We start from the raw sequence: 26,763 nt of genomic DNA, 5'->3' as shown, positions 1-26,763 counted from the left end.
ACCCCGTCATCCGCGAAGGGCAGACGCAAAGATCGCCGGAAGTCGAGTCCATGAACGGGAACCGGCAAATCCTGTCAGCAGACGGGCGGTCGTGGCAGCAGTACGGTTGTTCACGAACCATGGCGGCTTAGGGGAGATGGACATCTCGCCGCCCAAGACCGACCGGGGGGACGGCCGGAAGGGGCCGCGCACGATTGTGCGTTCGGGGCGGTCGATGAGGAGCGCGTTGTGCACCACTCCGATCCCGCTCTGGACGTCGTCGATGGTGTGCCCCGGGAACGCCCCCCAGGTCGCGCTGGGGGTGAGGTATCCGACCGCCGTCCACGCATTGATGGCGATGGTCCCGTACCGCAGGCGTTCGAGAAGTGACTCGAACTGCGAACCCATCGAACGGATGGTCTTGGGTGCGGCAATGATATTGATTCCGAGGGTACCGGCGAAATCGTCGTTCGCCAGGTCAGCTGCCCGCGTGGCGAACTCGGCGCCCCCATAAGGAAGATCGATCACACCCAGCACCGGGGCAAAATACTCCGTCTGAAGAAGTGGTGTGTACTGGTCGAGGTCCAGATCCGTGACCAGAACCCGCCCGCCGTTCTTCCCCAGGTGCGTCGCCGACGGAAACTTCTCGGTGGCACCGGCTACGCGGGAATCACTTCCGGGATAGTAGGGGGAGCGGTCAGGGGCCCGATCGAGAGCGTCACGCAGGGCGGACACGAACTGGTCCCGCTGTTTCCATTCGGACGAAACGATCACGGCCTGCGACGCGACGCAGTTGTAGCCGCCGTTGTGCAATCGTTGCGTGGCCACGTGCTCGGCCTGGAACTTGATGTCGGCACTGCTCCATTCGCCGGGCAACACGATGGTCGGTGAGACACCGCCGAGCTCGCTGGAGATGGGCTTGTCGAGAATGGGTTCGTTCGCTGCCTTGCGGCGAGCACCCTCTTCGCCGGTGCCGAACACGATGGCATCGTGGGTGAGCGCGCTGCCGGTCATGTGGACGTGGTCCACGAGGGCATGGTGCACCAGATACGTCCCGACGTCCGCACCGCCGGTCAATATTCGGACCGCCCCGATCGAAATCAGCGGTTCCAGAACGCGTTCCAGGACGGGAAGCAGCGGATCTGTGATGGGGTTGAGTTTGAGTGCGACCACACGGTTGTGCGCGATCAGCTCGTACAGGGTGTCGAGTGGTGCGATCGACGTGATGTTCCCTGCGCCGAGAACGACACCGACCCCCTGTGTCCGTGAGGGGTTGCGCTGGGCCAGTCCGGCATCGTGCTGCGCGGTCGCACGATCGATTCCCTCCTGCAGCCAGACTTCAGCGCTGAAGCCGCTGAGGAGCAGCGTGTCGAAGATGTCGAGCGGCAGGACCTTGACGGTGACGCGGCCGCCGGGCCCTGTGCCGAATGTGGCGTCGTCGAGCGGACTGGTTCCGGCGTCCAGTTTCGCCAAGCTTGCAGACAATGCCGCGGCACTGATGGCAAGCGGGTACGGCCCCGACATCCATTCCTCACCGACCAGCGCAGACTTGGGGTCCAGACCCTTGATCTCCACTGCGGCGTCCACCCAGGCTTCGGCGTTCCGCACTGCGAGGTCGCGCACTTTGTCGAGCAATCGCCCGTGATCCGCCAGCGAAAGGGCGCCCCATGTCTTCTCTCCTTCCGCGAGGTCGACGAGTGCGGCATCGACGTCGGGGTGGGCCGAGACGGCATCGGGTGTCGAAGAGGTGGCCCCGTGGTCTGATGTACTCGGTTCTGACGTGCTCACTGTGGACAACTCCGCTCGCGTCGAGTGGACAGATGAGGACACCACCGAGAGCGGAACGCTTCTGTGGTGTTCAACATCGATTGTCGTCTTCCGAAGGTTGCGGCGCCACGGAATCTGGCGCCAATGTCGGCGCTGCAATGATGGTGCGGGGTCGACGAGAATCGTCGCGGGATCGGCTTCTGAGCCTATGCTCGCATTAGCCCTGGTCAGTCGGGTACGTCGAACGAGTGAGGTAGTGCAATGGGAAGCCACCCCGAGAGCTTTGTCCGCGACGAGTCCGTGATCGGGGGCGATGATGGCGGCTTCGGCCCCACCGACCGCATCGTCGGCTCGGTCGTCGACCTGGCCGGGGTGGCTCGGGCGAAGGTGTTCCCGATGTCGAGACTGGACTCTTTCATCGAATCCGGTGCGGGCGCTTCACCGTCTTGGAGTGTTTACTGCGTCGACAACCACACCGCGTTGATTCCGGCGTTGACCGTCGTGGGCGATCTGCGCCTGCGGATTCACCGAGAGGACGTGAGGAATCTGGGTGGTGGGACGTTCTGGGCGCCGGCATGCCTGACCGAGCAGGACGGGACACCCTCGAGTACGTGCACCCGGACCGCGTTGCAACGCGCGACGGATCGATTGTCGGCGGTCGGTGTGAGCGCCCGAATCGGGCACGAGATCGAGTTCAATCTCTTCGACGCGACTTCCCCGGAAGAATGGATGTCCTATGGATTGAATGCCGTTCTTGCGCAAGAAGAGTTCATCGAAACTCTACTCGCCTCGGCATCCGTGGCTGGGCTGTCGATCGACCAGATCCATGCTGAGGGAGGGCTCAACCAGTTCGAGGTGTCGCTTGCACCCGCAGATCCCATCAGTGCGGCGGACAACCTGGTTCTCACTCGTGTACTGATCAGCCGGGCTGCACGCGAGAGAGGGCTGCGAGCATCATTCGCACCGATGGCGATCGCGGGCGACTTTGGCAACGGCGCCCATCAGCATTTGTCGTTCGTCCGAGAAGGCCTGCCGATCCTGTCGGGCGGTTCCGGCCTGCACGGGTTGACGCCTTACGGCGAAGCTGCCATCGCCGGGCTCGTGCGCGCCCTGCCTCAGTTCGTTGCGGTCCTGGCGGGATCTGCACTGTCGCACTTGCGATTGGGGCCGGGAATGTGGGCGGGTGCGTTTCGCTGCTGGGGTCTGGAGAACCGCGAAGCAGCCGTGCGGATGTGCGCCGATACCACCGGGAACCCACACGGCGCCAACCTCGAAGTCAAGCCGATCGATTCGTCCGCGAACCCGTACCTGAGCAGCGCCGCGATCCTCGGCGCCGTGCATGCGGGAATCGTTGATCAACTTCCTCTCCCGAACGAAGTGTCGGTCAACCCGGCCGATCCCGACGAAGAGGTCTCGGTCGAACTGCTACCGACCGCGCCGTCGGAGATGCTCGCAGAGCTCCGGTCGTCAGCCCTCGCGCAGGATCTGTTCGGTTCGCTGCTCATGGAGGCCCTCCTCACGGTCAAGGGCTACGAGTACTCCGAGTACCGCGACAAGCCGGTCGAGGAAGTGACACGACAACTCCGGTACGCGTGGACCTGCTGACGTCGATTTTCTGTGGAGATCGCCTCTCCGAGGATTGATTGCCTGCGTTTTGGGTACCGCTTCGTCAGGGCAATGACGTCATTGGAGGCAGTCATGGGAACGGGCAGGAGATTGGCCGCGATAGCGGCGAGTATCACCGTGCTCGGATCGGGGGCAACAGGTGTCGCCTGGGGCGGTACCCTCGACTCCGCCGTGCCGGTGAGTGCGCAGGGCTACCTTGTGCAGGAGCCCTACGATTCGCAAGACGTCGACCCGGAGGAATGCAACGACCTCTGGGGGGACTACGTGCCCGGATTCGGTGTCAATCCATTCAGTCAGTTGCAGGATTGCGACAATCCCAACACTGAAGTCCCACCGCCGGTAAATGGGGGTGACTCACCGCAGAGTGAAGACGACAGAGGGGTGGTCAATCCCTACTAGCGGGTGGATTCCTTGATTGGGCCCATGCACTCAGCGGATTTCGCATACTGAGAACATGAGCGCTCCGACTACTCGTCGGTGGGTCCTTCATGTCGATCTCGACCAGTTCATTGCCGCTGTCGAGGTTCTACGCAACCCTGACCTGTTGGGACGTCCTGTTGTGGTGGGTGGTCGCGGAGACCCCACCGAGCGCGGCGTGGTTTCGACGGCGTCGTACGAAGCGCGCGAGTTCGGTGTGGTTTCCGGAACGCCGTTGCGAACCGCTGCACGCAGGATCCCCGACGCGGTATTTCTCCCCGTCGATGCCGAGGCCTACAGCGCGGTGTCGGCGGTCGTGATGGACACTTTGCGGACGCTGGGTGTCGTCGTTGAAGTGATGGGCTGGGACGAGGCGTTTCTCGACGTCGAGACCAGTGACCCGGAATCGTTCGCCGAAACGGTCCACGACACCGTCTTGGACGCGACCGGTCTTCACTGCTCGGTGGGTATCGGTGACAACAAGTTGCGCGCCAAGATTGCGACCGATCTCGGTAAGCCTCGGGGTATTTTTCGGCTCACTGAGGAGAATTGGTTTGCCGTCATGGGGGCGCGTAGCCCCGAGGCGCTGTGGGGAATCGGTAGAAAGACCTCGAAAAAGCTTGCTGCTCTAGGTATTTTTACGGTCCAGCAGTTGGCGGAAGCCCCCGATCGTGAATTGGCAGCGGTCCTCGGTCCGAACATGGGCCCCTGGTACGCCAGGATCGCGCGAGGAATAGATCATTCAGCGGTTTCGGCCGAGCCCTGGGTCGCGAAGTCGCACAGTCGTGAGACCACGTTTCAACAGAACCTCGTGGACCTTCCGTCGATCACCGAGCACGTCCGCCGTTTGGCAGATCGCGTCAGGGAGGACATCATCGCCGAGAACCGTCCGGCAGTGCGTGTGACGGTGAAGGTGCGCTACGCCCCTTTCGATACCCACACGGCGAGTATGCCGATAACAGATCCGACATTCGACGCGGACGTGATCGCCGATAGTGCAGCGGCCCTGGTCGATCGATTCGATCACGGGCGAGAGGTTCGGCTCCTCGGAGTGCGGCTGGAAATGGCGCCGCCTACGTGAGCCCGGGAGTGGTCTCGCACCCGTTGGCAGACTCCAGTTCTCAGCGCCGAGCGAAGGTTGCCGGCTCGGAGTTTGGCACCTGCGCTACGAGATCGCGGGCCACGAGGTGCCGAAGGTGCGCTGCTGCCTCGGACAGCGCCAAGCCCTTACCGACCGGGGAGATGTCCGCCCAAGGCTTGTACCACTTCATGCGCTCGGCAACCTGCCACACGGTGATCTGATCATCGCCGAAGACCCTGTACAGGTGTTCGAGTCGCTCTTCGTGGTGTTCGATCAACTCGCCTGCCCGGCTCGCGACATCGTCGATCGGAATGCCGTGGGCGCCGAGCCCGAGGGTGATGTTCATGGCCCGAACACGACGCAGCGAGTCGACGAATTCGGCTAGCGCGTCTCGCTCCTCGAGTGGGTAGACGAAGTTCCCGACGTGGGGCGTGGTCTTCTGCAGGATGTGGTCGCCGGTGAACATCACGTCGGCGTGCTCTAGGTAGAAGCAAACGTGGCCGGGGGTGTGTCCGGGCGTATAGACAGCTCGCAGGTCACGGCCGGTGAGGGAAATGAGCTCGTTGTCGACCAAGACACGATCGGGTGCGGAGGCGGGACCGACGGGAGGATTCGTGGCCGCGATGTCCTCGAATGCTCCGAGGTCCGATGGTCCCGCGCCGGCGCGCATCATGTTGGCCTTGTGGGAGGTCATCCACTCGGCGCCGAAGCTGGTCGATATCTGTGCGAACAACTCGTGGTCGGATTCGTGCATCGCGATCCATGCGCCCGACGCCTCCCGTACTCGCCCGCACAGACCCGTGTGGTCGGGGTGAAAGTGGGTCAGTACCACGCCTTCCACATCCTTGACCGAGTGCCCGATGGATTCGAGTCCGGAGGTGAGGCCGTTCCAGGCGTTCTCGTCATCCCAGCCGGCGTCGACGAGGATCAAACCGCCGGGCGATTCCATCGCGTACACGAATGTATGACCGAGAGGGTTGTTCGTGATCGGGACCGGAATCTGAAAGATCCCGTTGCCGATGGGTGCCGCCTGGTCCATACGCATCCCCTCTTCGCCTGGATGAACTTATCGATTCCGGTCAACTTCATCGATTTCCGGTGCCCATTGCTGCCAAGGTACCGGCACCGTGCCGGGCACCCCCCGAGAATGCGAGTCCGAAGAAAAAATGTGGCGGCTATTGCCCCTGCAGAGCGGATGCTGTGATCAAGGGGGCTGTGCTCACCGCCTTGCCAGTCGACGGCGGCGGGCGATCACCCGGGTGCCGACGAGCCCGTGCCGTGGGCTGAAGAGGTAGACCATCGCGAAGGCGATGCCCTGGGCCAGAACAACCATGCCGCCGGACGCGGTGTCGAGGTGGTAACTCGCGTACAAACCCACCACCGAGCACGCCGCCGCCAAGACCGGCGCTATGACGAGCATGCGTTCGAATCGGTCTGTGAGCAGGTAGGCGGTGGCGCCGGGGATGATCAGCATCGCGACGATCAGTACGACGCCGACCGCCTGCAGTGCGACGACCGCGGTCAGCGCGAGCAGACCGAGCAGCGCCGCCCCGAGGAGGCGCGGATTCAGGCCGATCGCGTGGGCGTGGGTCGGATCGAATGCGTACAACGTGAAGTCTCGGCGCTTGAGTGTCAGGGCCGCGAAGACGATTGCGGCCAGGATCGCCACTTGGAGCAGGTCCGAGCGTGAAACGCCGAGCAGGTTTCCGAAGATGATGTGGTTCAGGTCGGTCTGGCTCGGGGTCACCGAGATCATGACGAGGCCGAGCGCAAACAAGGTCGTGAACACGATGCCGATCGCCGCGTCCTCCTTCACCCGGCTGGTGCTGCGGACGGCGCCGATCAGTGCGACGGCTAGGAACCCGAAGATCACTGCTCCGAGCGCGAACGGTGCTCCGACGATGTAGGCGAGCACCACCCCGGGCAGCACGGCGTGCGAGACGGCATCACCCATGAGGGACCAGCCGATGAGCACCAGCCAGCACGAGAGCATCGCGCACACAACCGAGGCGATTACGGTGGTGGCAAGCGCGCGGACCATGAACTCGTAGCGAAGGGGATCGAGGAAAAAGTCGACGACGCTCATCGGTGGTTCCGTCCTTGCTCCATGACATCCAGCCCGAAAGCGCGAGCGAGATTCTCCGGCAGCAGCACCTCGTCGCAGCTGCCATGCATCAGCACGGTTCGCATCAGCAGGACAGCCTCGTCGGCGAGTTGTGGTAGCGCGTGCAGGTCGTGCGTCGATACCAGCACCGTGGCGCCGTCGGCGGCCATCTCGCGCAGCAGCCGGGTGATCGTTGCCTCGCTGCGTTTGTCGACGCCGGCGAACGGTTCGTCCAGCAACAGAATGGTGGCACCCTGGGCGATGCCACGTGCGACGAAGGCGCGTTTCTTCTGCCCGCCCGAGAGTTGACCGATCTGGCGGTCCGCCAAGTCGGTCAACTCCACGCGGTCGAGAGCGTATTCGACGGCGTCGCGATCGGCCCGGCGAGGCCGGCGCGTGAATCCCATCCGGCCGTACCGGCCTGTCATCACCACATCCCGCACCGTCAGTGGGAAGGACCAGTCCACGTCCTCGCTCTGGGGGACGTAGCCGATCACCCCGGATCCGCGTGCCTGTGAGGGGGATCGACCGTCGATCGTCACTGTTCCGGTGTCGGGCACGACCAGTCCCATGATCGTCTTGAACAGGGTCGACTTGCCGGAGCCGTTCATCCCGATCACGCCACACACGCCGCCGCGTGCAACCGTCAGGGAGACATCTTGCAAGGCGAGGACCTCGCCGTAGTGAACGGTGACATCCCGCACGCGGATCGCATCCGTCACTGCTGTTCCCCTCCGTTGAGCCCTCGAATGATGGTGTCGGCGTCGTGGCGGATCAGATCCAGGTACGTCGGAACGGGTCCGCCCGGTTCCGAGAGCGAGTCGACGTAGAGAGTGCCGCCGAACTCCGCTTCGGTGGCCGAAACGACCTGTTGCATCGGCGCGTCCGACACTGTCGACTCACAAAAGACAGCCGGAATTTGCTGTGCCCGAACGAACTCGATGGCTGACGCGATCTGCTTCGGTGTGGCCTGCTGCTCGGCGTTGACCGCCCAGATGTACTTCTCGGTCAGCCCGGCGTCGCGCGCCAGGTACGAGAAGGCACCCTCGCAGGTCACCAGTGCTCGCTCGTTCGGCGGCAACGTAGCGAGTTCGGTGACGAGGTCGTCCTGCACCTGCTGTAGCTGCGCCTTGTACGCGGCGCCGTTCGCCTCGTAGGCGGCCGAATTCGCCGGATCGAGGTCGCTGAATGCTGTCACCATGTTGTCGACATAGGTCTGCACGTTGAGCGGGGACATCCACGCGTGCGGATTCGGTAGCCCTGCGTAGGCGTCCTCGGTGATGCCGACCGGCTCGATGCCCTCGCTGACGACGACGTGGGGTACATCGAGGCCGTCGACGAACTGCGCGAACCACGCCTCGAGATTCAGGCCGTTGTCGAGGATCAGGTCGGCTCCGGACGCCTTCTTGATGTCCCCGGGTGTCGGCTCGTAGCCATGAATCTCCGCCCCCACCTTCGTAATCGACTCGACCTGGAGATGGTCTCCGGCGACGTTGCCGGCGATGTCGGCCAGGACTGTGAACGTGGTCAGCACGACCGGCTTGTCTGCCTCGCCTCCGGCACTGCCCGTCGAGCACGCGGAAAGCGACAGTCCCACGGCAGTGACCAGCGCGGCGATCGAGATCCGACGCCGGCCTCGCCTAGTAAAGTTGGGCATCCCGAAATTCTATGATTGGGCATGCAAACAATCAAATGGCGGCGCTTCGCCGCGTCGTGCCGACCGTGTCGGGACGACGTGAGCGCTCTGCTGGTGAAATCCCGATGGAGCCACGAGTCATCCCAGCTGTGGGCGTGGAAGCTCGCACAACATTGCGTATCGAGCCGCTGAGAACTACCGGGCCCAGTCAACGGTCCCTGGCGCGGCGTGACACCCGACAGCTCGGGTGTCACAGCTGCAAGCTCAGTCCTTCAGGGCTGAGTAGTTGACACGCCTCCGCTCCGGCTGCCGCCGACTACCACAGCTCTTTCGGCGAGTACGGCCACGGCTGTGTTAGTGACTTGTCTCATACGAGAGGACATTACGTCCTCGGCCTGACCCATGAGGAAATCCCCGGCTCGATGTCCCGGCTCAATGTCGGAGAGCGGCGAGGACGTAGCCGCTGCCTTCCATCGGCGGGCAAGTTATTGTTCCTTCCACAACACGCAACGAACGCGGAAATATCCTGACACGACAGTGCGCAACCACGAACTGGAGGAAGAGCATGGGAGTCACCCTGGCCAAGGGAGGAAATGTCTCTCTGACCAAAGCAGCCCCGGGTCTGAAGGCGGTGCTGGTCGGCCTCGGTTGGGATGCGCGCACCACGAGTGGGTCGGACTTCGATCTGGATGCAAGCGCGTTGCTGCTGAATGAATCGGGGAAGGTTCTGTCCGATCAGCACTTCGTCTTCTACGGCAATCTCGTGAGCCCGGACGGCACAGTCGAGCACACAGGGGACAACCTCACTGGTGAAGGTGAAGGCGACGACGAGTCGATCAAGGTCGATCTGATGTCCGTGCCGGGCGATGTCGCCAGAATTGTCATTGCCGTTTCGATCTATGAGGCCCGCGAACGCAGCCAGTCGTTCGGGCAGGTCAGTAACGCCTACATCCGCGTGGTGAACCAAGCTGGCAATGCCGAAATCGCGCGGTTCGACCTCACGGAGGACGCATCGACCGAGACGGCGATGTTGTTCGGCGAGCTCTACCGCCACGGGGGCGACTGGAAATTCCGGGCCGTCGGTCAGGGGTACGAGACCGGGCTGGCGGGAGTTGCCCGTGACTTCGGCGTCAACGTTGCTTGAGTAGCACCTTCTTGACCCGGGAGCCGTTCGCGGGCAGGCGGGTGGGGATTCCGCCTCCTTGCCAGCGCAGAATTGGTCGCACGCGGCGGCGTCCGGTATCGATAGCGCACGTACTCCAAACAACACTGAGGGCTCGAAACAATACTGAGGAGAATTGATCGCGTGAGCGTGAGCTTGAGCAAGGGCCAGCAAGTTTCTCTGACCAAACCGAGCGGTTCATCCTTGACCCAGGTGCGTATGGGTCTCGGTTGGGACGCTGCGAAGAAGCGGGGCTTCTTCGGAGGTTTGAAGAACCAGTCGATCGACTTGGATGCCTCGGCGTTGCTGTTCGATGCCGCCGACAACTTGGTGGATCAGGTGTGGTTCCGGCAGCTTCAGAGCAAGGACAAATCAGTCCTGCATACCGGCGACAACCTCACCGGCGCCGGCGATGGAGACGACGAATCGATCAAGGTTGACTTGCAGCGCATGCATCCTTCGATCACGACGATCGTCTTCACTGTCAATTCCTTTACGGGCCAGAACTTCTCGCAGGTCGAAAATGCCTTCTGCAGATTGATCGACGAGACGACGGAGACGGAGATCGCGCGGTACACGCTGACCGGATCAGGTCCCCATACCGCCCAGATCATGGCGAAGGTTTCCCGGGACGGCCAGAGTTGGTCGATGACCGCGATCGGTGCTCCCGCTACCGGACGTACCTTCAAAGAACTGCTACCGGCAATCGTGGCTCTCTTGTAGTCTCCGTGGGCGGTTCTGCGTGATCGACTGCCCTGCTCGCCGACTGCCCCTTCCGCGCCCCAGATCGCAGAAACACCGATCACAGAAACTCACCTGCAAGGAGTCAATCAATGTCCGACCTCGACCTCGGTTCCACTTCGGCGCCCGCAGCTCCGGCTGCGTCGGCCGGCAACGCGCTCGTGTTGACCCCTCCTGCCCCCGTTGTGGTCGTCAAGCAGGAGGAGGCCGCAGGCGCGATTGCGCTCGACGACGGCAAGCAGGGTGAGTTGCGGACCAAGGCAACCGCATTCGCCAATGAGCTCGTCGCCATGGACATGCGATCTCCGGACTTCGCCAACAAGATCGACTCGATCACCACGATGGGCAACAACGAGATGCGCGCCTCCGCAGGTGTGGCGAATCGCATTCTCGAACGCCCCGCCGCGGGCGTGCGGGCAGCGAAGGGGCGTCAAGGTGACGATGCCCAGACCCGAGTCAGCAACACTCTGCTCGATCTGCGTAACACCGTCACCGAGCTCGATCCGGGGCGCGCAGAGCTCAGTGGCGCAAAGAAGCTTCTCAAGTTCCTTCCCGGCGGCAACAAGATAGATCGGTACTTCGCCCGCTATCAGTCCTCGCAGGCGCACCTGAACTCGATTATCAAGGCCCTGGACTCCGGTCAGGACGAGCTACGCAAAGACAATGCCAGCATCGAGACAGAGAAGGCCAACATGTGGAACATGATGGCCAAACTGACCGAGTACAACAAGCTCGCCGAGGCCCTCGAGAGCGCGGTCGAACAGAAGGTTGCCGAGCTCGAGGCATCCGGAAGCACCGAGAATGCGAACACGTTGCGTTCCGACGCATTGTTCGCGATCCGCCAGCGTCGTCAAGACCTCATGACGCAGATGACGGTCAACGTGCAGGGCTACATGGCCTTGGACCTCGTGCGGCGCAACAACCTCGAGCTGATCAAGGGTGTGGATCGTGCACAGACGACCACGATCACCGCGCTTCGTACTGCGATCATCGTCGCCCAGGCGTTGTCTCGGCAGAAGCTGGTGCTCGATCAGATCAGCGCACTCAATACCACGACGTCCAATCTGATCGAGTCGACCTCGAACCAGCTGCGGATGCAGGGCGCAGAGATCAACCAGCAGGCAGCCAGCAGCATGGTCGACGTCCAGAAGCTTCAGGCAGCGTTCGACAACGTCTTCCAGACGATGGATGCGGTCGATACGTTCCGTGCCCAGGCTGTCGATTCCATGGCCGAGACAGTGACTGCGCTCGAAGGTCAGATCGAGCGCGCGAAGCCTTACCTCGAGCGGATGCAGCGTGGAACGGCGGACACGGCAGGACAGATCGGCAACTGACGATGTTGTCGTGGTTTCGGAGGAGTCAGGGTGAGCCGGGTGGTGCACCGCCACCCGGTGCACTCGTGGAAGATGAGGACAGTCCCGAAGCATTGTTTCGGGACCTGCACGAACTCGTCTCGTTCATCAACCTGAATGCTGGACGGCTCCCGAACGAGGCGGTTGTCGCGGCACGTTGTGTCACCGACACACTTCGGGAGATCATCGCTACCTCCGAAGCCCGTCCTTTGGATATTCACGCCACCATTTCGGTCAGAGCAATGACGACGGATTACCTGCCTACGACGCTGCGCAGTTACCTGGCGCTCGACGATCAGACGGTGGACACCGTCGGGCGGTCCGGGCGCACCCCTCGGCAACTCCTGCTCGAGCAGGTCGAGTCCCTGTGGGGAGCAGCCACCGACATCCTTGCCGCAACCAGATCTCACGACGTCGATGCTCTGACGACGCAGGGAAACTTCCTCCGTACAAAGTTCACCAGATCGGACCTTGATTTATGACCAGCGTCATGCGTAGGGGAGCGAATGTTGAACTCACCAGAGAGATCCCAGATCTGACAGGTTTGGTTCTGGGCGTCAGCTGGGATGCGGGAGGGGAGTCGCCCCTTCACGACAATCTCGTGATGGCCACGATTCTGTGCGGCGCGGACGGAAAGGCGCTGTCCGGAGATCACTTCGTCTTCTTCAATCAACTCAGCTCCCCGGAGCTGTCTGCTGTGCAACTCGAGCAAGCCCTCGGGGGCGATCAGGAGCAGGTAGAAATCGACCTGTCAGCAGTACCTGATGCCGTGGCACGACTCGTCGTCGTGCTCTACCTCAACGAGGGCTCGGCCCGGCGTCGCGCGCTCGGTCAACTCCGCAAGTGTGAGTTGCGAGTTCTCAACCTCGCAGGAAACGCCGAACTCGTGCGCTCGGAAGACTTCGCTCCACTGCTCTCCAACGAAACGGCAATGGCGCTGGGCGAGGTATATCGATACAAGAACGGTTGGAAGTTCAAGGTCATCGGCCAGGGCTACGACAACGGAATCCTAGGTATCGCGCAAGACTACGGAATCCCGCTGTGAGGGGCAGCGTATGAGCTTCGCCGACCCGACCAGCGCGCCCGGTCGTCCCGATCTGGTATTTCTCAGGCGACGTACCCGGCCGAAGGTTGAACCATCCGTAGTCCTTCCACAGTCCGTCGACGACAGTTCGCCAACCGGCACCCATCCGATGGCCCCGCCGTCCGATGTCCAATCGACGGCCGGTGTCCAATCGACGGCCCCGCCGTCCGCAGACTCGGGCAATCTGCTCGACCTTTCGACCCCCGGGGATACAGCACTTGACCTATCCACCGACAGTGTCGCCACCTCTGCCGTTGTCGACGACGCTCCGTCCTCGATCCGCCCCACCCGGCGGGCCAACTCTGCAGACCGAACCATCCTGACCCCGGATGCTCCGACCGTCACCCTGACCCGGTTGCAAAGCGGTGTGGGCATGCTCACAGTCGAGGCGGCATGCACAGATGCCGTGGGTGATTTGCGGTTCGGATGCGCCTACACGCTCAGGGGCGGTGTTTCGTCGACTCTTGCGCCTACCTCGGGCAGGATTGCCGCACCACCGAACTCCAACGCTCCCGCGATATCCGGAATCAACGACGGTCGTGGGAAGTTCACCATCGATCTGAGGCAGTGCCGAGATGTGGACCGGCTCGTCATCTACGGGTATTCGGATGCCGGCAACGAGGTTCCGTGGAGTGGCACACTGGTCGTGACGACCTTTGCGAACGCGCGGATCGAGATTCCACTGGATCGGATGCCTGCGGGGAATATCGGTGTTGTGATGTCGCTGTACAACGTTCATGGCGAGTTCGTACTGCGTGCCGAAATGTGCCCGATCGACGGTTCAGTTCAGCAGGCATGCCGAGCGTACGGGTTCGATCGCATCACCTGGGTGGACGACCGCACTCCTCTGCACTGAAGACGTGGTGCACCGATATCGACTCGGTGCGTGTGCCTGGAGTAGATGTGGTCACCGGAATCCGGTGAACCGTACCAATAGCAGAATTTCTTGACGGTCGGCGGGGATTGTGAGGTATCGCTAGTCGCGGTACCGGGACTGGGGGAGATCGGTCTGGATACAGATATGCTCTCCTGCCGTGACGGACATCAGAACGTCGGCGCAGCAGCCGATGCCAACGCCTGATAGTGATCGAGCCGGGGGCGAATCCCACCGAATAGGGACTCATGTCGCTCGGGCACGTCTGGGCGCGGTCGTCAGCGCGGTGGTGGGAATTCTTGCAGCCATAGCGCTCCCGTTCCTGCCGGTGCAGCAGACCGAGGCCAGGGTCTCATGGCCTCAGAACGGTTCGACTACGGATGTCACGGCGCCGTTGGTGTCGTACACGCCGACCGATCTCGACATCGCAATTCCGTGCACGGCCGTCCGGGAGATGGCAGAAGCGGGAGGCGGGGTGCTGGTGTCGACGGTGCCGATAGGCGCCGCGGAGCCTGATCGGTGGGCGCTGTCTGCCCGGGTGATCGCGGGGGACGGCGTCGAGGAGCGGCTCGAGGTGGTTGCCCGGAACACGATTCTGCTGTCCACACCCGTCGGATCCCTGTCCGGTACGGACTGTGCGCTGTCGATCTCGTCGACTCCGACCCAAACTGTTGCCGCAGTCACAGGCAGCGGTGGCGGCGACATGGAGCAGGTCTTCGATGGCGATTTGCGCCCGCAGGTGGTCGGGGTGTTCTCGGACCTCGACGGCCGTGCACCGGATGGCCTGCAGGTCGACGCGACACTCGATACAAGGTTCACGACGTCGCCAACGGCAGTGAAGCTGGCAGCCATGGTGCTGGCCGTGCTCGCCACCACCCTCGCGTTGTGGTCGTTGCACCGGCTCGATGCCACTGATGGTCGGCGTTCGCGAAGGTTGCTGCCCTCCTCGTGGTGGTCGTTCACACGTGTTGACGCCGTTGTCGTCGGCGTTCTCGGGTTGTGGCACATAATCGGCGCGAACACAGCCGACGACGGTTATCAGCTCGGGATGGCTCGGGCTGCCGGCCAGTCCGGCTACATGGCGAACTACTTCCGCTGGTTCGGGGTCCCCGAGGCGCCCTTCGGAACTCCGTTCTACGACGTCCTTGCGTGGATGACTCAACTGTCGACGGCGAGCGTGTGGGTGCGCGTACCGGCACTTCTCGCCGCAATACTCTCCTGGTGGCTGCTCAGTCGTGAGGTCGCACCGAGGCTCGGTGTGGCAGCCCGGCGAACGTCACTGCCGCTGTGGACGGGTGCTCTGGTGTTTCTGGCGTTCTGGCTGCCGTTCAACAACGGTTTGCGTCCGGAACCGGTCGTCGCGACGGGCGTGCTGCTCACGTGGTGCTCACTGGAACGCGCCATCGCGACACGCCGACTGTTGCCGGCTGCTGTGGCGATCGTGATCGCGGCCTTCACGGTCACAGCCGGGCCGTCGGGCATCATCTGCTTCGCTGCGTTGATTTCTGGAGCCCGTCCGATCGCGCGGATCATCGCCGACCGTGCCCGATCGGTCGGACGCGTAGCGTTGCTGCTGCCGTTGCTGTCGGCCGGTCTGGTCGTACTGGTGGCGGTGTTCGCGGATCAGACGTTCGCGGCGGTGCGGGAGATGCAGCGCGTGCACGCGATCGGGCCCAACGTCGCTTGGTTCGACGAGTACATGCGCTATCAGTGGCTGTTCCAGGACAGCACCGACGGCTCCCTCGCACGCAGGTTCGCGGTGTTCACGATGGTGCTGTGTCTCCTGACGGTGATCGTGGCATTGCTTCGGCGGGGTCGGATTCCCGGTGCGTCGCTGGGGCCGACCCGCAGGATCGTTGGAGTCACCATCGGCGCGATGGTGTTGATGATGTTCGCGCCCACCAAGTGGACCCATCACTTCGGAATCTACGCCGGTCTGGCCGCAGCAGTCGCGATCGCCGCCTCGGTTGCGGTGGCCCCGGCGGTGTTGCGGTCTCGGCGCAACCGTGCGTTGTTCGCGGCAGCTGTGATGTCCGTGCTCGCGATCTCCTTCGCCGGTCGCAACGGCTGGTGGTACGTCTCGAGCTACGGCGTGCCGTGGTTCGACAAGCCGCCCTCGATTGCCGGCCACGGCTTCGCCGTCGCGCTCCTCGCGGTGGCGGTGCTACTCCTGGGCCTGGCCGCCTGGTTCCACATTCACCCGCACGCCTCCACGCGCACCGATAAGCCCTCACGATTGTGGTCTGTTCCACCGTTGACGATCGCTGCCGCGGTAATGGTCGCCTTCGAGGTGCTTTCGCTCGCGAAGGGCGCCGTCTCCCAGTACCCGGCGTACTCGGTGGCCAGGTCCAACATCGATGCACTCACGGGTGCGCCGTGCGGGTTGGCCCATGATGTACTTCTCGAGACCGACCCCAACGCCTCGATGCTGCAGCCGCTCTCCGGAGATATCGGTGCGGCTCTGTCCGCGGGTGGAGTCGTCGGATTCACACCGAACGGTGTCGCTCAGGACCTCACGCCGGACACCGAGGAAGTCGCCTCCGGAACCGCGAACACCGTCGATCGCACCAATGCCGATCAGGACACCTCCGGCGGCACCGCCGGAACCGGCGGAGGATTCGGCGGCGAGGGAATCAACGGCAGCACTGTTGCCCTGCCGTTCGGGCTCGATCCCGGAACCACTCCGGTACTTGGCAGTTTCGGCGAGGGTGAGATTGCGACGGTGACCACGGACTGGTACCAGCTTCCCGAGCCCGATTCGGCCGGTTCCCGAGGAGACATCGTGTCGATCTCGGCGGCAGGGCGGATTCGTTCCGTGAACCCCGACGGCATCGAAATATACGGGCAGAGTCTGCTTCTCGAATACGGAGCCTCGAACACTGACGGCACGGTGACCGCGCTGGGTTCGGCGGTGCCGATCGACATCGGACCGACCCCTTCGTGGCGGAACATGCGTGTTCCGCTCGACCAGTTGCCGCCCGAGGCCGATGTGGTTCGCATCGTTGCCACGGACAATGATGGCCGCCCCGAGCAGTGGTTGGCGTTCACGGCTCCACGCGTTCCGCAAACCCAAACGCTTCAGGAGGTATTGGGTCACGACACCCCGGTGCTGCTCGACTGGGCAGTGGGACTGAACTTCCCTTGCCAGCACCAGATGCTCCATGCCAACGGTGTATCGGAGGTTCCCGAGTACCGGATCTCTCCGGACCGCCCGCTCGCGGTCGTGACTGGCCTGTGGCAGGACCACTACGGCGGAGGCCCGCTCGGATGGACCCAGTTGCTGCTCGGGGCCAGGACCATCCCCTCGTACCTGGCCAATGACTGGGACCGAGACTGGGGGTCGATCGAACAGTTCGTCCCGATCAACCGCGAGGCAGAACCGGCACAGATCAATACCAGTACGGTCACCCGGTCCGGGCTGTGGACACCCGGACCGATCAACATGGCTTCCTGATCCAGCGCAACGAACGAACACGACTGCCCTGGTCATCATGTAGCGGCATCCCGGGTTTGATGTCTCCATCGAACCCGGGATGCTCGATCGACCAACAGATCGGGTGAATCCCCGCTACACCGCTCCGAGTCCAGTGGCATCTAGGGCGTGTCACCCGCAGAACTCACCGCACGCGATGACCTCGTACACCACACGTTTGGACTTGACCCCGGTGGGCACCGAGTCAGCTACCGGCGAGACAGTCTGAACCGACCCGCAGCCGCTATCCGAGGTGGTCGTGTTGCATCAACTGCCGAAAGGATTTCCGGACCCGGGTGCGACGGCATCGACGGGGGGTACCAGGACAAGTTGGCGTGTCATGTCATTGGCGTAGACCTTTCCGTCGTCGACGGCGCGTTCGTAGATTTCCGCATATCGCTGCGGAGGCGAGAACGGCCCCCACCCGGTATAGACGGGCAGGGGCCGTTTCGGCGACGGAGCCTCGCCAACGGTCTACAACGGTGTAATGGCCGTGGTTCTAGCTCCTCCGCCCTCGTTCCAGCGAAGCATGTGCTCCTGTGGCGGGCCCAGGGTGCTCCCCAGGAAGTTGAAGTTGTAGGGCGGAATCATTTCGTAGATCGCGGCATAGAGGTATGGCGAGTCGTAGTTCGTGATCGACGCCCAGCGGTTATCGCCGGGGTTCACGCTCGCCTTGATGGACCCGCAGTAGCGTTCGCCCCCAATGTTGTCGGTCAGGCTGATTGGGCGATCCACGAGGTTGCCGTCGCTGTCGAAGTAGGTCACTGTGTTGCCGTCCGGGTTGTCACTGCAGAACACGTATCGCACCTCTGTCCCGGACACGATGGCTGCCTGAGCCTCGGACGTAGAGACAGTGGTGACACCCACAGCACCTGCGAGCAGTGCAGCAGCGGCAGCAATGGTCGCGACCTTCCCCATATGACCCCCAGATGTTCGATTGTTGACGCCAGTCATTCTGCCCTCGGTGCGGTAGCCGGCCCCTACTTTCGCGCACAGTGTGCAGCAGCCGGACGTGCAACTGACAGCAGCACTACAGTCCGATGCCCTGCAATACCGTGAGAAACCGAGAGGGCAGACTACAGCTCACGCTGAGATGCCTCCGCCGGCAACCCGACCTCTCTCGCGCGTTTCAAGCGGGCCATACTCGCACAAACAGCAGGCGCGTCGACAACCCTGTCCTAGATGCATACCTCCACGTCCACGCACATCAGGGTCATCGTGACTCACGATAACAACGGGTTGTGAAGATTCGAGAACCCAACAACTGCTGAGATTGAGTGGCCGTTTCGCAGAGCGATAATCCCTGTGCTCCATAGGATCTCACCTTCCTGTGATGAGCCCTTCCACTAGACAGGCGGCCGACGCCCCCGTTGATTGGGGCACCGGCCGCCTGTCTAGTGTCCTGTCGGTCCGACCGCCAGCGGCGTCAGCCTCGGTCGGCCTTGATCAGATCCGCGCACCGCTCGCCGACCATCATTACCGTGATGTTCGGGTTGACGGTGGTGTGCTCCGGGAACACCGAAGCATCGGCGACGCGCAAACCCTGCACACCCTTGACTCGCAGCTGCGGGTCGAGCGGCGACATGTTGTCACCGGCCGGGCCCATCCGAACGGTGCCGATCGGGTGGTAGACGGTGTTGTGGGTGCGGCGGATGTAGTCGGCCAGTTCCTCGTCGGACTGCACATCTTTTCCGGGGAACAGTTCGTCGCCGGTCCATGCACTCATCGCCGGCTGAGCGGCGATCTCCCGTGCGCGCCGGATTCCAGCGATCATGATCCGCATGTCGTAGCCCTCGGGGTCGGTGAAGTAACGAGGATCGACTCGCGGCTTGTCCCGGAAGTCCCGCGACCGCAGGCGCACCGTGCCACGCGAACGTGCGTGTGTGATGTTGGGGGTGAGGCAGAAGACGTTCTGAGCGGTCGGGTAGCCCTGCCGCATGGTGTGCATATCGAAGGGCACCGACCCGTAGTGCATCATCAGGTCGGGCCGGTCGAGGCCTTCGTCGACGGTCGTGAACACACCGATCTCCCACCACTGAGTGGAGGATTCGACCATGGGCTGCAACGCCTCCCATGAGATGACGCCCTCGGGATGATCCTGCAGATTGGAGCCCACGCCTGGGGAGTCCACCAGGACGTCGATGCCGTGCTCACGCAGGTGCACCGTGGGTCCGATACCGGAGAGCATCAGCAGCTTCGGCGAATCGATAGCACCGGCCGACAGGACCACTTCGCCGGTCGCCCGGATGATCCGCGGGCGCCCGAACTGGTTGTCCACCACCTCGACCCCGATGCACCGGGTGCCCTCGAACACCAGACGCGTGGCGCGCAGGCCCGTCAGCAGCGTGAAGTTCTCACGCTCGATGATCGGGTGGATGTACGACACCGAGGACGAGGCGCGGGTGCCGTCGGCGCGCCGGTTGATCTGTAGGAAGTTGGCCCCGTTGACAACGGTCTCGCCGGTGTTGAACCGAGTGGTGGGAATGCCATCCTGCTCGCACGCCTCGAGAAGCGCCACCCCGCAGGGGTCGGCGGGCGGGACGTTCATCAAATGAACGGGGCCGCTGTCACCATGATGCGGCGCGTCCGGACCGGCGTCTTCGTTGGTCTCGAGTCGCTTGAGCACCGGCCAGAGGGTGTCCTTGTTCCAGCCGGTGGCACCGTGCTCCGACTCCCACTCGTCCAAGTCTTCGGCAGGAGGCCAGAAGGCGATGCACGAATTGTGCGAGGAGCATCCGCCCATCACTTTGGCCCGGGCGTGGCGAAGGAAGGAGTTGCCGTTCTCTTGCGGTTCGACGGGGTAGTCCCAGTCGTAACCGGATTCGAGCAGTTCCATCCACCGATCGAGTTGCAGCACCTCGGGGATGCCCCGGTCATCGGGGCCGGCTTCGATCAGCGCCACGGTGACGGAGGGATCCTCCGACAGCCGCGCCGCAACGGCCGCACCTCCAGATCCCCCGCCGATTACGACGTAGTCAAAGGCACGGCCGTCGGCCGATTCGTTCATCGGTTCTCCTGCTGAGATACGTTCTCGAACCAGCCGGTGACGGCGGGTGCGATGTTCTGATAAATATGCTTGGCCTCACGGTACTCGTCGAGCCCGGTGGGGCCGAGTTCGCGACCCACGCCGGACTGGCCGAATCCGCCCCACTCGGCCTGCGGGAGATACGGGTGGAAGTCGTTGATCCAGATGGTGCCGTGACGCAACCGGTTCGCCACTCGCTGAGCTCGTCCGGCGTCCTGGGTCCATACTGCTCCGGCGAGGCCGTAGTGAGTGTCGTTGCCGATTCGGACGGCGTCGTCCTCGTCGGTGAACGTCTCGATAGTGACGACGGGCCCGAAGGCCTCGTCGACCACGACGGACATCCCGCTGCGTACCTGGTCGAGCACGGTGGGCAGGTAGTAGTAGCCCGCGTCGAGATCGGTGTTCCCGGACGTGCCGGTGGCGAATGCGCCGCCGCAGCGCACCCGCGCACCCTCCGCGACACCGGCCTTTACGTACCCGTCCACCTTGTCGCGGTGCGCCGCAGAGATGAGCGGACCGGTTTCGGCGCGATCGTCGAACGGGCCACCTATCCGGATCTGTTGTGCGCGGGCGACCAGTGCATCGGTGAACTTCTCGGCGATCGACTCCTGCACGACGATCCGGGCACCCGCGGAGCACACCTGCCCCGAGTGGACGAACGCGCCGTTGAGTGCGTTGTCGACAGCTGCATCGAAATCGGCGTCGGCAAAGATCACATTCGGGTTCTTGCCACCGAGCTCGAGCGCCACCTTCTTGACGGTCGCGGCGGCGGCCGCTGCCACGATCCGGCCGGTTACCAGCCCGCCGGTGAACGAGACCAGGTCTACGTCCGGGTGCTCACTCAGGGGAGCGCCGGCCTCGGGGCCGGTACCGGTGACGAGGTTGGCGACACCCGCGGGCAGACCGAGTTCGTCGAGCACCTCCATCATGAGGATGGAAGTGTGCGGGGTGAGCTCGGCCGGCTTGAGCACGAATGTGCAGCCCGCTGCCAGGGCGGGCCCGATCTTCCACGCGGCCTGAAGTAGCGGGTAGTTCCAGGGAGTGATCATCCCGCAGACGCCGACCGGTTCGTACTGGATGCGGCTGACGACTGTGGCGCTGCCTGCGTCGACGAGTCGCCCCGCATCCTGAGCGGCCGCGCGGCCGAAGTACTCGAAGCACGCCGTGATGTCGTCCATGTCGATCTCGGACTCGACGAGTCGTTTCCCTGTGTCGAGGGATTCGGCTCGCGCGAACTCCGCCTTGCGTTCGCGCAACCGCTGCGCCACCCGAAGCAGGAAGGCGCCGCGCTCAGTTGCGGGGACACCGGACCAGCGGCCGTCGTCGAAGGCGGTGCGCGCCGCGGCTATCGCCTTCTCGGTGTCGGTGCGGGTGGCCTCGCTGACCGTTCCGACGTGCTCACGGGTGGCGGGGCACTCGATGTCGCGGACACCCCCGTCCGCGGCGGCCTGCCACTTTCCGTCGATGAACAGGGTGCTGGCGCTCATTTGGGCTCCAATTCGAAGCGGGCCTCGTCCTTTGCAGGCTCGGCTCCCGGCTCGACCCTGGGCTGGTCGACGATATCGAGGGTCTCGAAATCGTGTGACCAGTCGATGACCGGATCGCCGTCGACAGCCGTCGAATCGAGGCCGGTGCTGCGATGCAGGAACTCGAGTTGCCGCTCGTAGTGGTCGAGAACGTTGCTGATGAGTTGTTCCTTGGTGAACCCGAACACATCGAACCCGTTGCTGCCGTCGGCCGAGAACACCTCGAGACGGAAGTACTTGTCCAGTTTCTGTGCGCCCTGGCCGTAGCTGGGTGTCTGGTGTTCGGTGGGATAGACCTGGTAGTGGAACGGACGCTCACCCTCGAACGGAACGTTGAGGTGGTAGGTGTGGATTCCGCAGGATTCGACTACCTGTTCGCCGACTGTCGCGTCAGCCCCCTGGCTTCGGAGTTCGGCCGCAACCTCGGCAAGGGCCGGTCCGACAACCGTCGTCGCGTAGCGTTCGGTGGCTTCGGCACCGGGGAAGCGCATAGACCGCTCGACGCGCTGGCGCCAGTGCAGCGTGGTGCCGCCGGCACTGCGGCTGGACAGCGCGTTGGGCAGCGATTTCCGCAGAGACTCGGCCCAGTTCTTTTCCACCTGCAGCGCCTTGAACAGGCCGAGCATGATGAACATGATGACGACTGCGAACGGCAGGCCCATGATGATCGTGGCGTTCTGCAGCGTGGCGATACCCCCGATCATGAGTGCGACCAGGGTCAGTACGCCGGTGGCGACAGCCCAGAAGATTCGCACCCAGGCGGGGCCGTCGGATTCGTTGTCATGCATCCGGGAGCTGAAGTGAGACATCACCAGTGCGCCGGAGTCGGCGCTGGTGACGTAGAACAGCAGACCGGTGAATGTAGCGATCGCCGCGAGGATCGGGGCTCCCGGGTATTGCTCGAGCAGCGAGTAGAACGCCCGCTCGGGGGATGCCATGGCGGTCGCGCCGAACTCGGCGTCGCCTCCGCGAACGATGTCGATGGCACTGTTTCCGAAGATCGAGATGTAGACCAGGATGAACAGGAACGGGATGGTCAGCGTGCCGACCACGAACTGACGGATGGTCCGGCCACGGGAGATACGGGCGAGGAACAGGCCGACGAACGGTGCCCAGGCAATCCACCACGCCCAGAAGAACAGCGTCCACGCCGAGAGCCAGGCCTCTTGCGAGTCGTAGGCGAACGTATCGAGCGTCATGCCAGGGAAGCGGCTGGCGAAGTCGCCCATGTTCTGCACCATACCGTTGAACAGGAACGATGTGGATCCGGCCACGAGGACGTACAACAGCAGGCCGATGGCCACGACAACGCTGATCTCCGAGAGCCGTCGCACACCGCGATTGACGCCGGACACCGCCGACAGAGTTGCAATGATCACCGCAACCGCGACCAGTCCCGCCTGGGCGAATGTGTTCTCAGGCAGCCCGATCAGACCGTTCAGCCCGACGTTGAGCTGAGCGACGCCGATCCCGAGGCTCGTGGCAAGTCCGAAGATGGCACCGAGCAGCGCGGCGATGTCCACGAAGTTACCCAGCGCGCCGTTGATCCGCTTACCGAAGATCGGGTAGAGGGCGGAACGGATGCTCAGTGGGAGGTTGTGGCGGTAGGCGAAGTAGCCCAGAGCCAGGCCCATCAGGGCGTACAGACCCCACCCGATGATTCCGTAGTGGAACAGCGTCCACACCAGTGCCTGTCGGGCCGCCTCGTTGGTCTCGCCTGCTCCGGTGGGCGGCTCGAGGTACTGCGTGACCGGTTCGGCAACCGAGAAGAACATCAGGTCGATGCCGATTCCGGCGGCAAAGAGCATCGCCGTCCAGGAGAAGAGGCCGAAAACAGGCTTGGAGTGGTCGGGTCCGAGCTTGACTTTGCCGACGCTGGACATAGCCGCCCAGACGACGAATCCGAGCACCACGGTCACCAACAGGATGTAGAACCAGCCAAGGTTGCCGGCAACCCAGGACACGGCCGAGCCGATGACGGATTCCGCGTTGTCCTGATTGATCCACGCCCACAAAATGATGCCGACGATGCCGACGCTGGAGCCGATGAAGACCGGCCAGTTCACCGAAACCGGCGGGGCAGATTTTCCTGACGAGTCGTTGGGTGTTGGTGGTCCGCCATTGGCTAGATCAGTGGCACTCGATCCGGCCTCGCGAATATTGTTTACATTGTCAATCGGTTTCATAAGAATCCTCATGTGATCGGCCCTACGCGACCGGTAAGTCGGCTCTGCGGCTCTCGCGAACGTTTGGGGCAGACAGACGGTATCACCTGGATGCGGCCAAAAATGAATCCGATTCGGTTGATATGGTCACAGTTTTTGCCGACGTGGGCGGCATGAGCGCATACGTCTAGTGAACGATCGTTCGCATCGTTCCCGTGTCGGCATGCGCGTCGAACTCCGAATCAGGCGCCGTGACAGTGACCATTTCAAGCTCGGACACACCGCTCAGATCTTGATTGCGGGTCGACGTACAACGACGGATCGATCGGCGAAATTGCTGGTGGCGAGACCCGACGTACTCGCTTACCGTTGAGTTGAGGGTCCGGCCCCGAACGGAAGAAACGGAAGCGGTTCGAGGCGGCTCGGGTCCTGCGGAACGTGATCGTAGGTGATGCAAGATGATCGAGTTGGGCGCGGCGGCGCTGGTGTTGGGCGTGCTCTTGATCGTCGTCGAAGCTCACGTACCGACTGCGGGGGTGCTCGCCGGGATCGGGGCTCTGTTCGTCGCCGCCGGTGTCTGGCTGCTCATCACGTCCAGTGACACGGCACAGATGATTGCGATCCCGGCGGCCGTCGGGGTTGCGCTGGTCGGGGTGGGCCTTGCGGCAGTCAGCGGAAGGAAGGCGCTGACCGCCCGGCACGCGCCCGTGCGCACCGGACTGCAATCTCTGGTCGGATCGCACGCCACCGTCCGCAACTGGGCGGGAAGACAAGGCCAGGTGGAGGCGGCCGGAAGCCTGTGGAAGGCCCAGACGCAATTCGGGGATGACGAGACACCGGCCGTCGGTGATGCCGTCGTCGTCGAGCAGATCCGCGGACTCACCCTCACAGTGCGCCGCCGCGAGCCCTGGGAGATACCGCAATGACCACCGTCCTCGTCATTTCGATTGTCGTCATCACGCTCCTCGCTATGTTGGCGGGTAGTGCGATTCGGGTTCTGCGTGAGTACGAGCGAGCCGTCGTGTTTCGGTTGGGGCGGCTGGTCGAATTGAAGGGTCCGGGGCTGGTTTTGCTGATCCCCGCAATCGACCGGATGGAACGCGTCAGCCTTCGGACGGTCACCTTGCGAATCCCCGTACAGGAAGTGATCACCCACGACAACGTGCCGGCCAAGGTCACCGCGGTCGCTTACTTCCGGGTTGTCGATGCAGATCGGGCGATCGTCGAGGTCCAAGACTTCCTTGCGGCGACTTCGCAGATCGCCCAGACCACATTGAGGTCGATCCTCGGAAAGGCCGATCTCGATGCTCTCCTGTCCGAGCGGGAACGACTCAACGAAGACCTTCAGAAGGTGATCGATCAGCAGACCGAGCCGTGGGGCGTCAAGGTCACCACGGTCGAGATCAAGGACGTCGAGATTCCTGGCAACATGCAACGGGCGATTGCTCGCCAGGCGGAGGCCGAACGTGAGCGGCGCGCCCAGATCATCAACGCCGAAGCCGAGTACCAGGCATCGGCCAAACTTGCTGAGGCTGCCGAGGTCATCAGTCGCAACCCCACCACACTTCAACTGCGCTACCTGCAGACCCTCAGTGCGATGGGCGGCGAGAACAACTCCACGGTCGTCTTCCCGCTGCCGCTGGACTTGGTTCGCCCGTTCCTCGCGGCCGGACGGGAACCAAGCGATGAGGAAGAGAGCGACGAGCGTGCACAGTTCGAGGGCCAGGCCAACTTAGCGGCAATGATCCCGCCGGCAGGCCCGGAGAAGCGTGCGCCGTATCGCACGCGAAACTGAGTTGCCGTTCAAGAATTTTCGAGCCTGGTTCATTGACCGGTGGTGTGCTGAGCCTGAGATCGAGGGCGTGCCGGCCGGTCGCGGTAGTCCATCACGTCCGAGAGTCGGAAGCGGCGGTGTGTCCCGCGCATCTCGATGGGTAGTGTCTTCGAGTCGGCGAGCCGGCGCACGTAGGTGTCCGAAACGCCGAGGATCTCTGCGGCCTGCGAGGTGGTAAGCAGAGCGGCGACAGGGCCGAACGCGACGCTCTGCCCCTCACCGAAGAGCGCGAGCAGTTCGAGAACGGCCTCCTGCACAGGAAGGGGAAGCTCCGAACCGTCGAGCGTGACGGTCGGAGACTGAGCGAGGGCGGTCCGAAGTTCGGCCGCGACCTCCGGGTCGAGTGCGGGAACGATGTGGTCGATACTCATTCACCCACGATCTCACGATCTCGACCGGGCCCGATGTGGAGTCACCCGAAGCAACGGCCAGTAGCCGTCGAGTGGTGAAATGCCGTTCAGTCCAGGACGGTGAAGAACGAATCGCCGTCCTCTACGGGCCCGTCGATCTGACCTCGGTCCGTTCGCGAGTCTTCGACGATGACGCCCTCTATCACGTGAGCGTGCTTCGTGCCGAAGACCGGAATCTCGACTTCGTCGCCGTCGATGACCCGATCGACATCTGTTGAGAGTTCATCGTCGGACAGATTCGCTATCGGGACCTCGAGTTGTTCCTCGAACTCGACGTCGGGCTCTTCCCCGTACAGCTTGTCGTCGAGCGACTCTCCTTCGCGCACTTCCCTTGCGGTGGTGCCGAACTTGTCGGCTTCACTCCACCCGTCCGGCGGGTCGACCACGTCGTCGCCGTCATTGTTGCGCACGTCATCGGAGTCCAAGCTTTCGCTGGGATTCAGCGTGTCTCCGGGGCCGTCTTCGCTGCTCATAGTCACCAAGTGTCCAGTTCAGGGCGCCTGAAGCT

23 protein-coding genes are annotated in these 26,763 nt (G+C 63.2%); 12 read left to right on the top strand and 11 right to left on the bottom strand.

The features are described from left to right. Positions 1-6: 6 nt before the first annotated feature. Positions 7-1,767, bottom strand: a complete 1,761-nt coding sequence (locus BFN03_RS11900) for an aldehyde dehydrogenase family protein (RefSeq protein ID WP_070380863.1) — start codon at positions 1,765-1,767, stop codon at positions 7-9. A gap of 240 nt (positions 1,768-2,007) precedes the next feature. Here BFN03_RS11900 and BFN03_RS11895 point away from each other — a divergent pair, with 240 nt between their 5' ends. The 3 genes from BFN03_RS11895 (at position 2,008) to BFN03_RS11885 (ending at position 4,870) form a co-directional block, all read left to right on the top strand. Beyond that, the gene (locus BFN03_RS11895) at positions 2,008-3,351 is read left to right on the top strand and encodes a glutamine synthetase family protein (protein ID WP_084385603.1); all 1,344 of its coding nucleotides are present in this window, start codon (positions 2,008-2,010) and stop codon (positions 3,349-3,351) included. A gap of 93 nt (positions 3,352-3,444) precedes the next feature. Continuing rightward, on the top strand, positions 3,445-3,771 hold the full coding sequence (locus BFN03_RS11890; protein ID WP_070380861.1) for a hypothetical protein: 327 nt from the start codon (positions 3,445-3,447) through the stop codon (positions 3,769-3,771). Between the two features lie 55 nt (positions 3,772-3,826). Further along, positions 3,827-4,870 carry a DNA polymerase IV gene (locus tag BFN03_RS11885; RefSeq protein ID WP_070379170.1) on the top strand — a complete coding sequence of 348 codons (1,044 nt, stop codon included), beginning with the start codon at positions 3,827-3,829 and terminating at the stop codon, positions 4,868-4,870. Between the two features lie 40 nt (positions 4,871-4,910). Here BFN03_RS11885 and BFN03_RS11880 read toward each other — a convergent pair whose 3' ends face one another. The 4 genes from BFN03_RS11880 to BFN03_RS11865 all read right to left on the bottom strand — a co-directional run bounded on the left by BFN03_RS11880 (position 4,911) and on the right by BFN03_RS11865 (position 8,631). Continuing rightward, a complete protein-coding gene (locus tag BFN03_RS11880) occupies positions 4,911-5,909 on the bottom strand; it encodes an MBL fold metallo-hydrolase (protein ID WP_070379169.1) in 999 nt (332 codons plus the stop codon). A gap of 180 nt (positions 5,910-6,089) precedes the next feature. Beyond that, positions 6,090-6,956 (bottom strand): metal ABC transporter permease, encoded by an 867-nt coding sequence (locus BFN03_RS11875; RefSeq protein WP_070379168.1) that lies wholly within the window; start codon positions 6,954-6,956, stop codon positions 6,090-6,092. Continuing rightward, the gene (locus BFN03_RS11870) at positions 6,953-7,696 is read right to left on the bottom strand and encodes a metal ABC transporter ATP-binding protein (RefSeq protein ID WP_070379167.1); all 744 of its coding nucleotides are present in this window, start codon (positions 7,694-7,696) and stop codon (positions 6,953-6,955) included. The genes BFN03_RS11875 and BFN03_RS11870 overlap by 4 nt, the downstream gene beginning before the upstream one ends. Beyond that, on the bottom strand, positions 7,693-8,631 hold the full coding sequence (locus BFN03_RS11865) for a metal ABC transporter substrate-binding protein (protein WP_070379166.1): 939 nt from the start codon (positions 8,629-8,631) through the stop codon (positions 7,693-7,695). Before BFN03_RS11865 ends, BFN03_RS11870 begins: the two co-directional genes overlap by 4 nt. A gap of 544 nt (positions 8,632-9,175) precedes the next feature. On the opposite strand from BFN03_RS11865, the gene BFN03_RS11860 reads away from it, so the two are divergent. From BFN03_RS11860 to BFN03_RS11830, 7 genes are all read left to right on the top strand, one after another. Then, complete coding sequence (locus BFN03_RS11860) at positions 9,176-9,754, top strand: TerD family protein (RefSeq protein WP_070379165.1); 579 nt, start codon at positions 9,176-9,178, stop codon at positions 9,752-9,754. Positions 9,755-9,916: 162 nt separating this feature from the next. Then, a complete protein-coding gene (locus BFN03_RS11855) occupies positions 9,917-10,495 on the top strand; it encodes a TerD family protein (RefSeq protein ID WP_070379164.1) in 579 nt (192 codons plus the stop codon). A 110-nt stretch (positions 10,496-10,605) separates the two neighbouring features. Beyond that, positions 10,606-11,847, top strand: coding sequence for a toxic anion resistance protein (locus BFN03_RS11850; protein WP_070379163.1), 1,242 nt, complete (start codon positions 10,606-10,608; stop codon positions 11,845-11,847). 65 nt (positions 11,848-11,912) lie between these two features. Then, positions 11,913-12,347: a hypothetical protein gene (locus tag BFN03_RS11845; protein WP_157109601.1), complete on the top strand. Its 435-nt coding sequence runs from the start codon at positions 11,913-11,915 to the stop codon at positions 12,345-12,347. Continuing rightward, positions 12,344-12,910 (top strand): TerD family protein, encoded by a 567-nt coding sequence (locus BFN03_RS11840; protein ID WP_070379161.1) that lies wholly within the window; start codon positions 12,344-12,346, stop codon positions 12,908-12,910. The genes BFN03_RS11845 and BFN03_RS11840 overlap by 4 nt, the downstream gene beginning before the upstream one ends. Positions 12,911-12,920: 10 nt before the next feature. Further along, on the top strand, positions 12,921-13,805 hold the full coding sequence (locus tag BFN03_RS11835) for a hypothetical protein (protein WP_070379160.1): 885 nt from the start codon (positions 12,921-12,923) through the stop codon (positions 13,803-13,805). 211 nt (positions 13,806-14,016) lie between these two features. After that, complete coding sequence (locus BFN03_RS11830) at positions 14,017-17,277, top strand: arabinosyltransferase domain-containing protein (RefSeq protein ID WP_070380860.1); 3,261 nt, start codon at positions 14,017-14,019, stop codon at positions 17,275-17,277. Positions 17,278-17,769: 492 nt separating this feature from the next. Here the strand turns inward: BFN03_RS11830 and BFN03_RS11825 are convergent, their stop codons facing one another. The 4 genes from BFN03_RS11825 to betT all read right to left on the bottom strand — a co-directional run bounded on the left by BFN03_RS11825 (position 17,770) and on the right by betT (position 24,032). After that, positions 17,770-18,213: a hypothetical protein gene (locus tag BFN03_RS11825; RefSeq protein WP_070379159.1), complete on the bottom strand. Its 444-nt coding sequence runs from the start codon at positions 18,211-18,213 to the stop codon at positions 17,770-17,772. Positions 18,214-18,721: 508 nt separating this feature from the next. After that, on the bottom strand, positions 18,722-20,302 hold the full coding sequence (locus BFN03_RS11820; RefSeq protein WP_070379158.1) for a GMC family oxidoreductase: 1,581 nt from the start codon (positions 20,300-20,302) through the stop codon (positions 18,722-18,724). Next, positions 20,299-21,807, bottom strand: a complete 1,509-nt coding sequence (locus tag BFN03_RS11815) for an aldehyde dehydrogenase family protein (RefSeq protein WP_070379157.1) — start codon at positions 21,805-21,807, stop codon at positions 20,299-20,301. The genes BFN03_RS11820 and BFN03_RS11815 overlap by 4 nt, the downstream gene beginning before the upstream one ends. After that, positions 21,804-24,032: a choline BCCT transporter BetT gene (gene betT / locus BFN03_RS11810; RefSeq protein ID WP_084385601.1), complete on the bottom strand. Its 2,229-nt coding sequence runs from the start codon at positions 24,030-24,032 to the stop codon at positions 21,804-21,806. The genes BFN03_RS11815 and betT overlap by 4 nt, the downstream gene beginning before the upstream one ends. 437 nt (positions 24,033-24,469) lie before the next feature. On the opposite strand from betT, the gene BFN03_RS11805 reads away from it, so the two are divergent. Continuing rightward, positions 24,470-24,937: an NfeD family protein gene (locus BFN03_RS11805; protein WP_070379156.1), complete on the top strand. Its 468-nt coding sequence runs from the start codon at positions 24,470-24,472 to the stop codon at positions 24,935-24,937. Next, complete coding sequence (locus tag BFN03_RS11800) at positions 24,934-25,806, top strand: slipin family protein (RefSeq protein WP_070379155.1); 873 nt, start codon at positions 24,934-24,936, stop codon at positions 25,804-25,806. The genes BFN03_RS11805 and BFN03_RS11800 overlap by 4 nt, the downstream gene beginning before the upstream one ends. A 29-nt stretch (positions 25,807-25,835) precedes the next feature. Here the strand turns inward: BFN03_RS11800 and BFN03_RS11795 are convergent, their stop codons facing one another. Next, positions 25,836-26,216 (bottom strand): helix-turn-helix domain-containing protein, encoded by a 381-nt coding sequence (locus tag BFN03_RS11795; protein ID WP_070379154.1) that lies wholly within the window; start codon positions 26,214-26,216, stop codon positions 25,836-25,838. Between the two features lie 86 nt (positions 26,217-26,302). After that, on the bottom strand, positions 26,303-26,728 hold the full coding sequence (locus tag BFN03_RS11790) for a hypothetical protein (protein WP_070379153.1): 426 nt from the start codon (positions 26,726-26,728) through the stop codon (positions 26,303-26,305). Positions 26,729-26,763 lie beyond the last annotated feature (35 nt).

Source organism: Rhodococcus sp. WMMA185, assembly GCF_001767395.1.
Taxonomy (GTDB): domain Bacteria; phylum Actinomycetota; class Actinomycetes; order Mycobacteriales; family Mycobacteriaceae; genus Rhodococcus_F.
This window is presented reverse-complemented; position numbering and strand designations above follow the sequence as displayed.

Excerpts from the sequence above, each read along its gene's own strand:
- BFN03_RS11895 (WP_084385603.1), top strand. The coding sequence starts at position 2,008 with ATGGGAAGCCACCCCGAGAGCTTTGTCCGCGACGAGTCCGTGATCGGG.
- BFN03_RS11890 (WP_070380861.1), top strand. The coding sequence starts at position 3,445 with ATGGGAACGGGCAGGAGATTGGCCGCGATAGCGGCGAGTATCACCGTG.
- BFN03_RS11885 (WP_070379170.1), top strand. The coding sequence starts at position 3,827 with ATGAGCGCTCCGACTACTCGTCGGTGGGTCCTTCATGTCGATCTCGAC.
- BFN03_RS11880 (WP_070379169.1), bottom strand. The coding sequence starts at position 5,909 with ATGGACCAGGCGGCACCCATCGGCAACGGGATCTTTCAGATTCCGGTC.
- BFN03_RS11875 (WP_070379168.1), bottom strand. The coding sequence starts at position 6,956 with ATGAGCGTCGTCGACTTTTTCCTCGATCCCCTTCGCTACGAGTTCATG.
- BFN03_RS11865 (WP_070379166.1), bottom strand. The coding sequence starts at position 8,631 with ATGCCCAACTTTACTAGGCGAGGCCGGCGTCGGATCTCGATCGCCGCG.
- BFN03_RS11860 (WP_070379165.1), top strand. The coding sequence starts at position 9,176 with ATGGGAGTCACCCTGGCCAAGGGAGGAAATGTCTCTCTGACCAAAGCA.
- BFN03_RS11850 (WP_070379163.1), top strand. The coding sequence starts at position 10,606 with ATGTCCGACCTCGACCTCGGTTCCACTTCGGCGCCCGCAGCTCCGGCT.
- BFN03_RS11840 (WP_070379161.1), top strand. The coding sequence starts at position 12,344 with ATGACCAGCGTCATGCGTAGGGGAGCGAATGTTGAACTCACCAGAGAG.
- BFN03_RS11835 (WP_070379160.1), top strand. The coding sequence starts at position 12,921 with ATGAGCTTCGCCGACCCGACCAGCGCGCCCGGTCGTCCCGATCTGGTA.
- BFN03_RS11830 (WP_070380860.1), top strand. The coding sequence starts at position 14,017 with ATGCCAACGCCTGATAGTGATCGAGCCGGGGGCGAATCCCACCGAATA.
- BFN03_RS11825 (WP_070379159.1), bottom strand. The coding sequence starts at position 18,213 with ATGGGGAAGGTCGCGACCATTGCTGCCGCTGCTGCACTGCTCGCAGGT.
- BFN03_RS11820 (WP_070379158.1), bottom strand. The coding sequence starts at position 20,302 with ATGAACGAATCGGCCGACGGCCGTGCCTTTGACTACGTCGTAATCGGC.
- BFN03_RS11815 (WP_070379157.1), bottom strand. The coding sequence starts at position 21,807 with ATGAGCGCCAGCACCCTGTTCATCGACGGAAAGTGGCAGGCCGCCGCG.
- betT (WP_084385601.1), bottom strand. The coding sequence starts at position 24,032 with ATGAAACCGATTGACAATGTAAACAATATTCGCGAGGCCGGATCGAGT.
- BFN03_RS11805 (WP_070379156.1), top strand. The coding sequence starts at position 24,470 with ATGATCGAGTTGGGCGCGGCGGCGCTGGTGTTGGGCGTGCTCTTGATC.
- BFN03_RS11800 (WP_070379155.1), top strand. The coding sequence starts at position 24,934 with ATGACCACCGTCCTCGTCATTTCGATTGTCGTCATCACGCTCCTCGCT.
- BFN03_RS11795 (WP_070379154.1), bottom strand. The coding sequence starts at position 26,216 with ATGAGTATCGACCACATCGTTCCCGCACTCGACCCGGAGGTCGCGGCC.
- BFN03_RS11790 (WP_070379153.1), bottom strand. The coding sequence starts at position 26,728 with ATGAGCAGCGAAGACGGCCCCGGAGACACGCTGAATCCCAGCGAAAGC.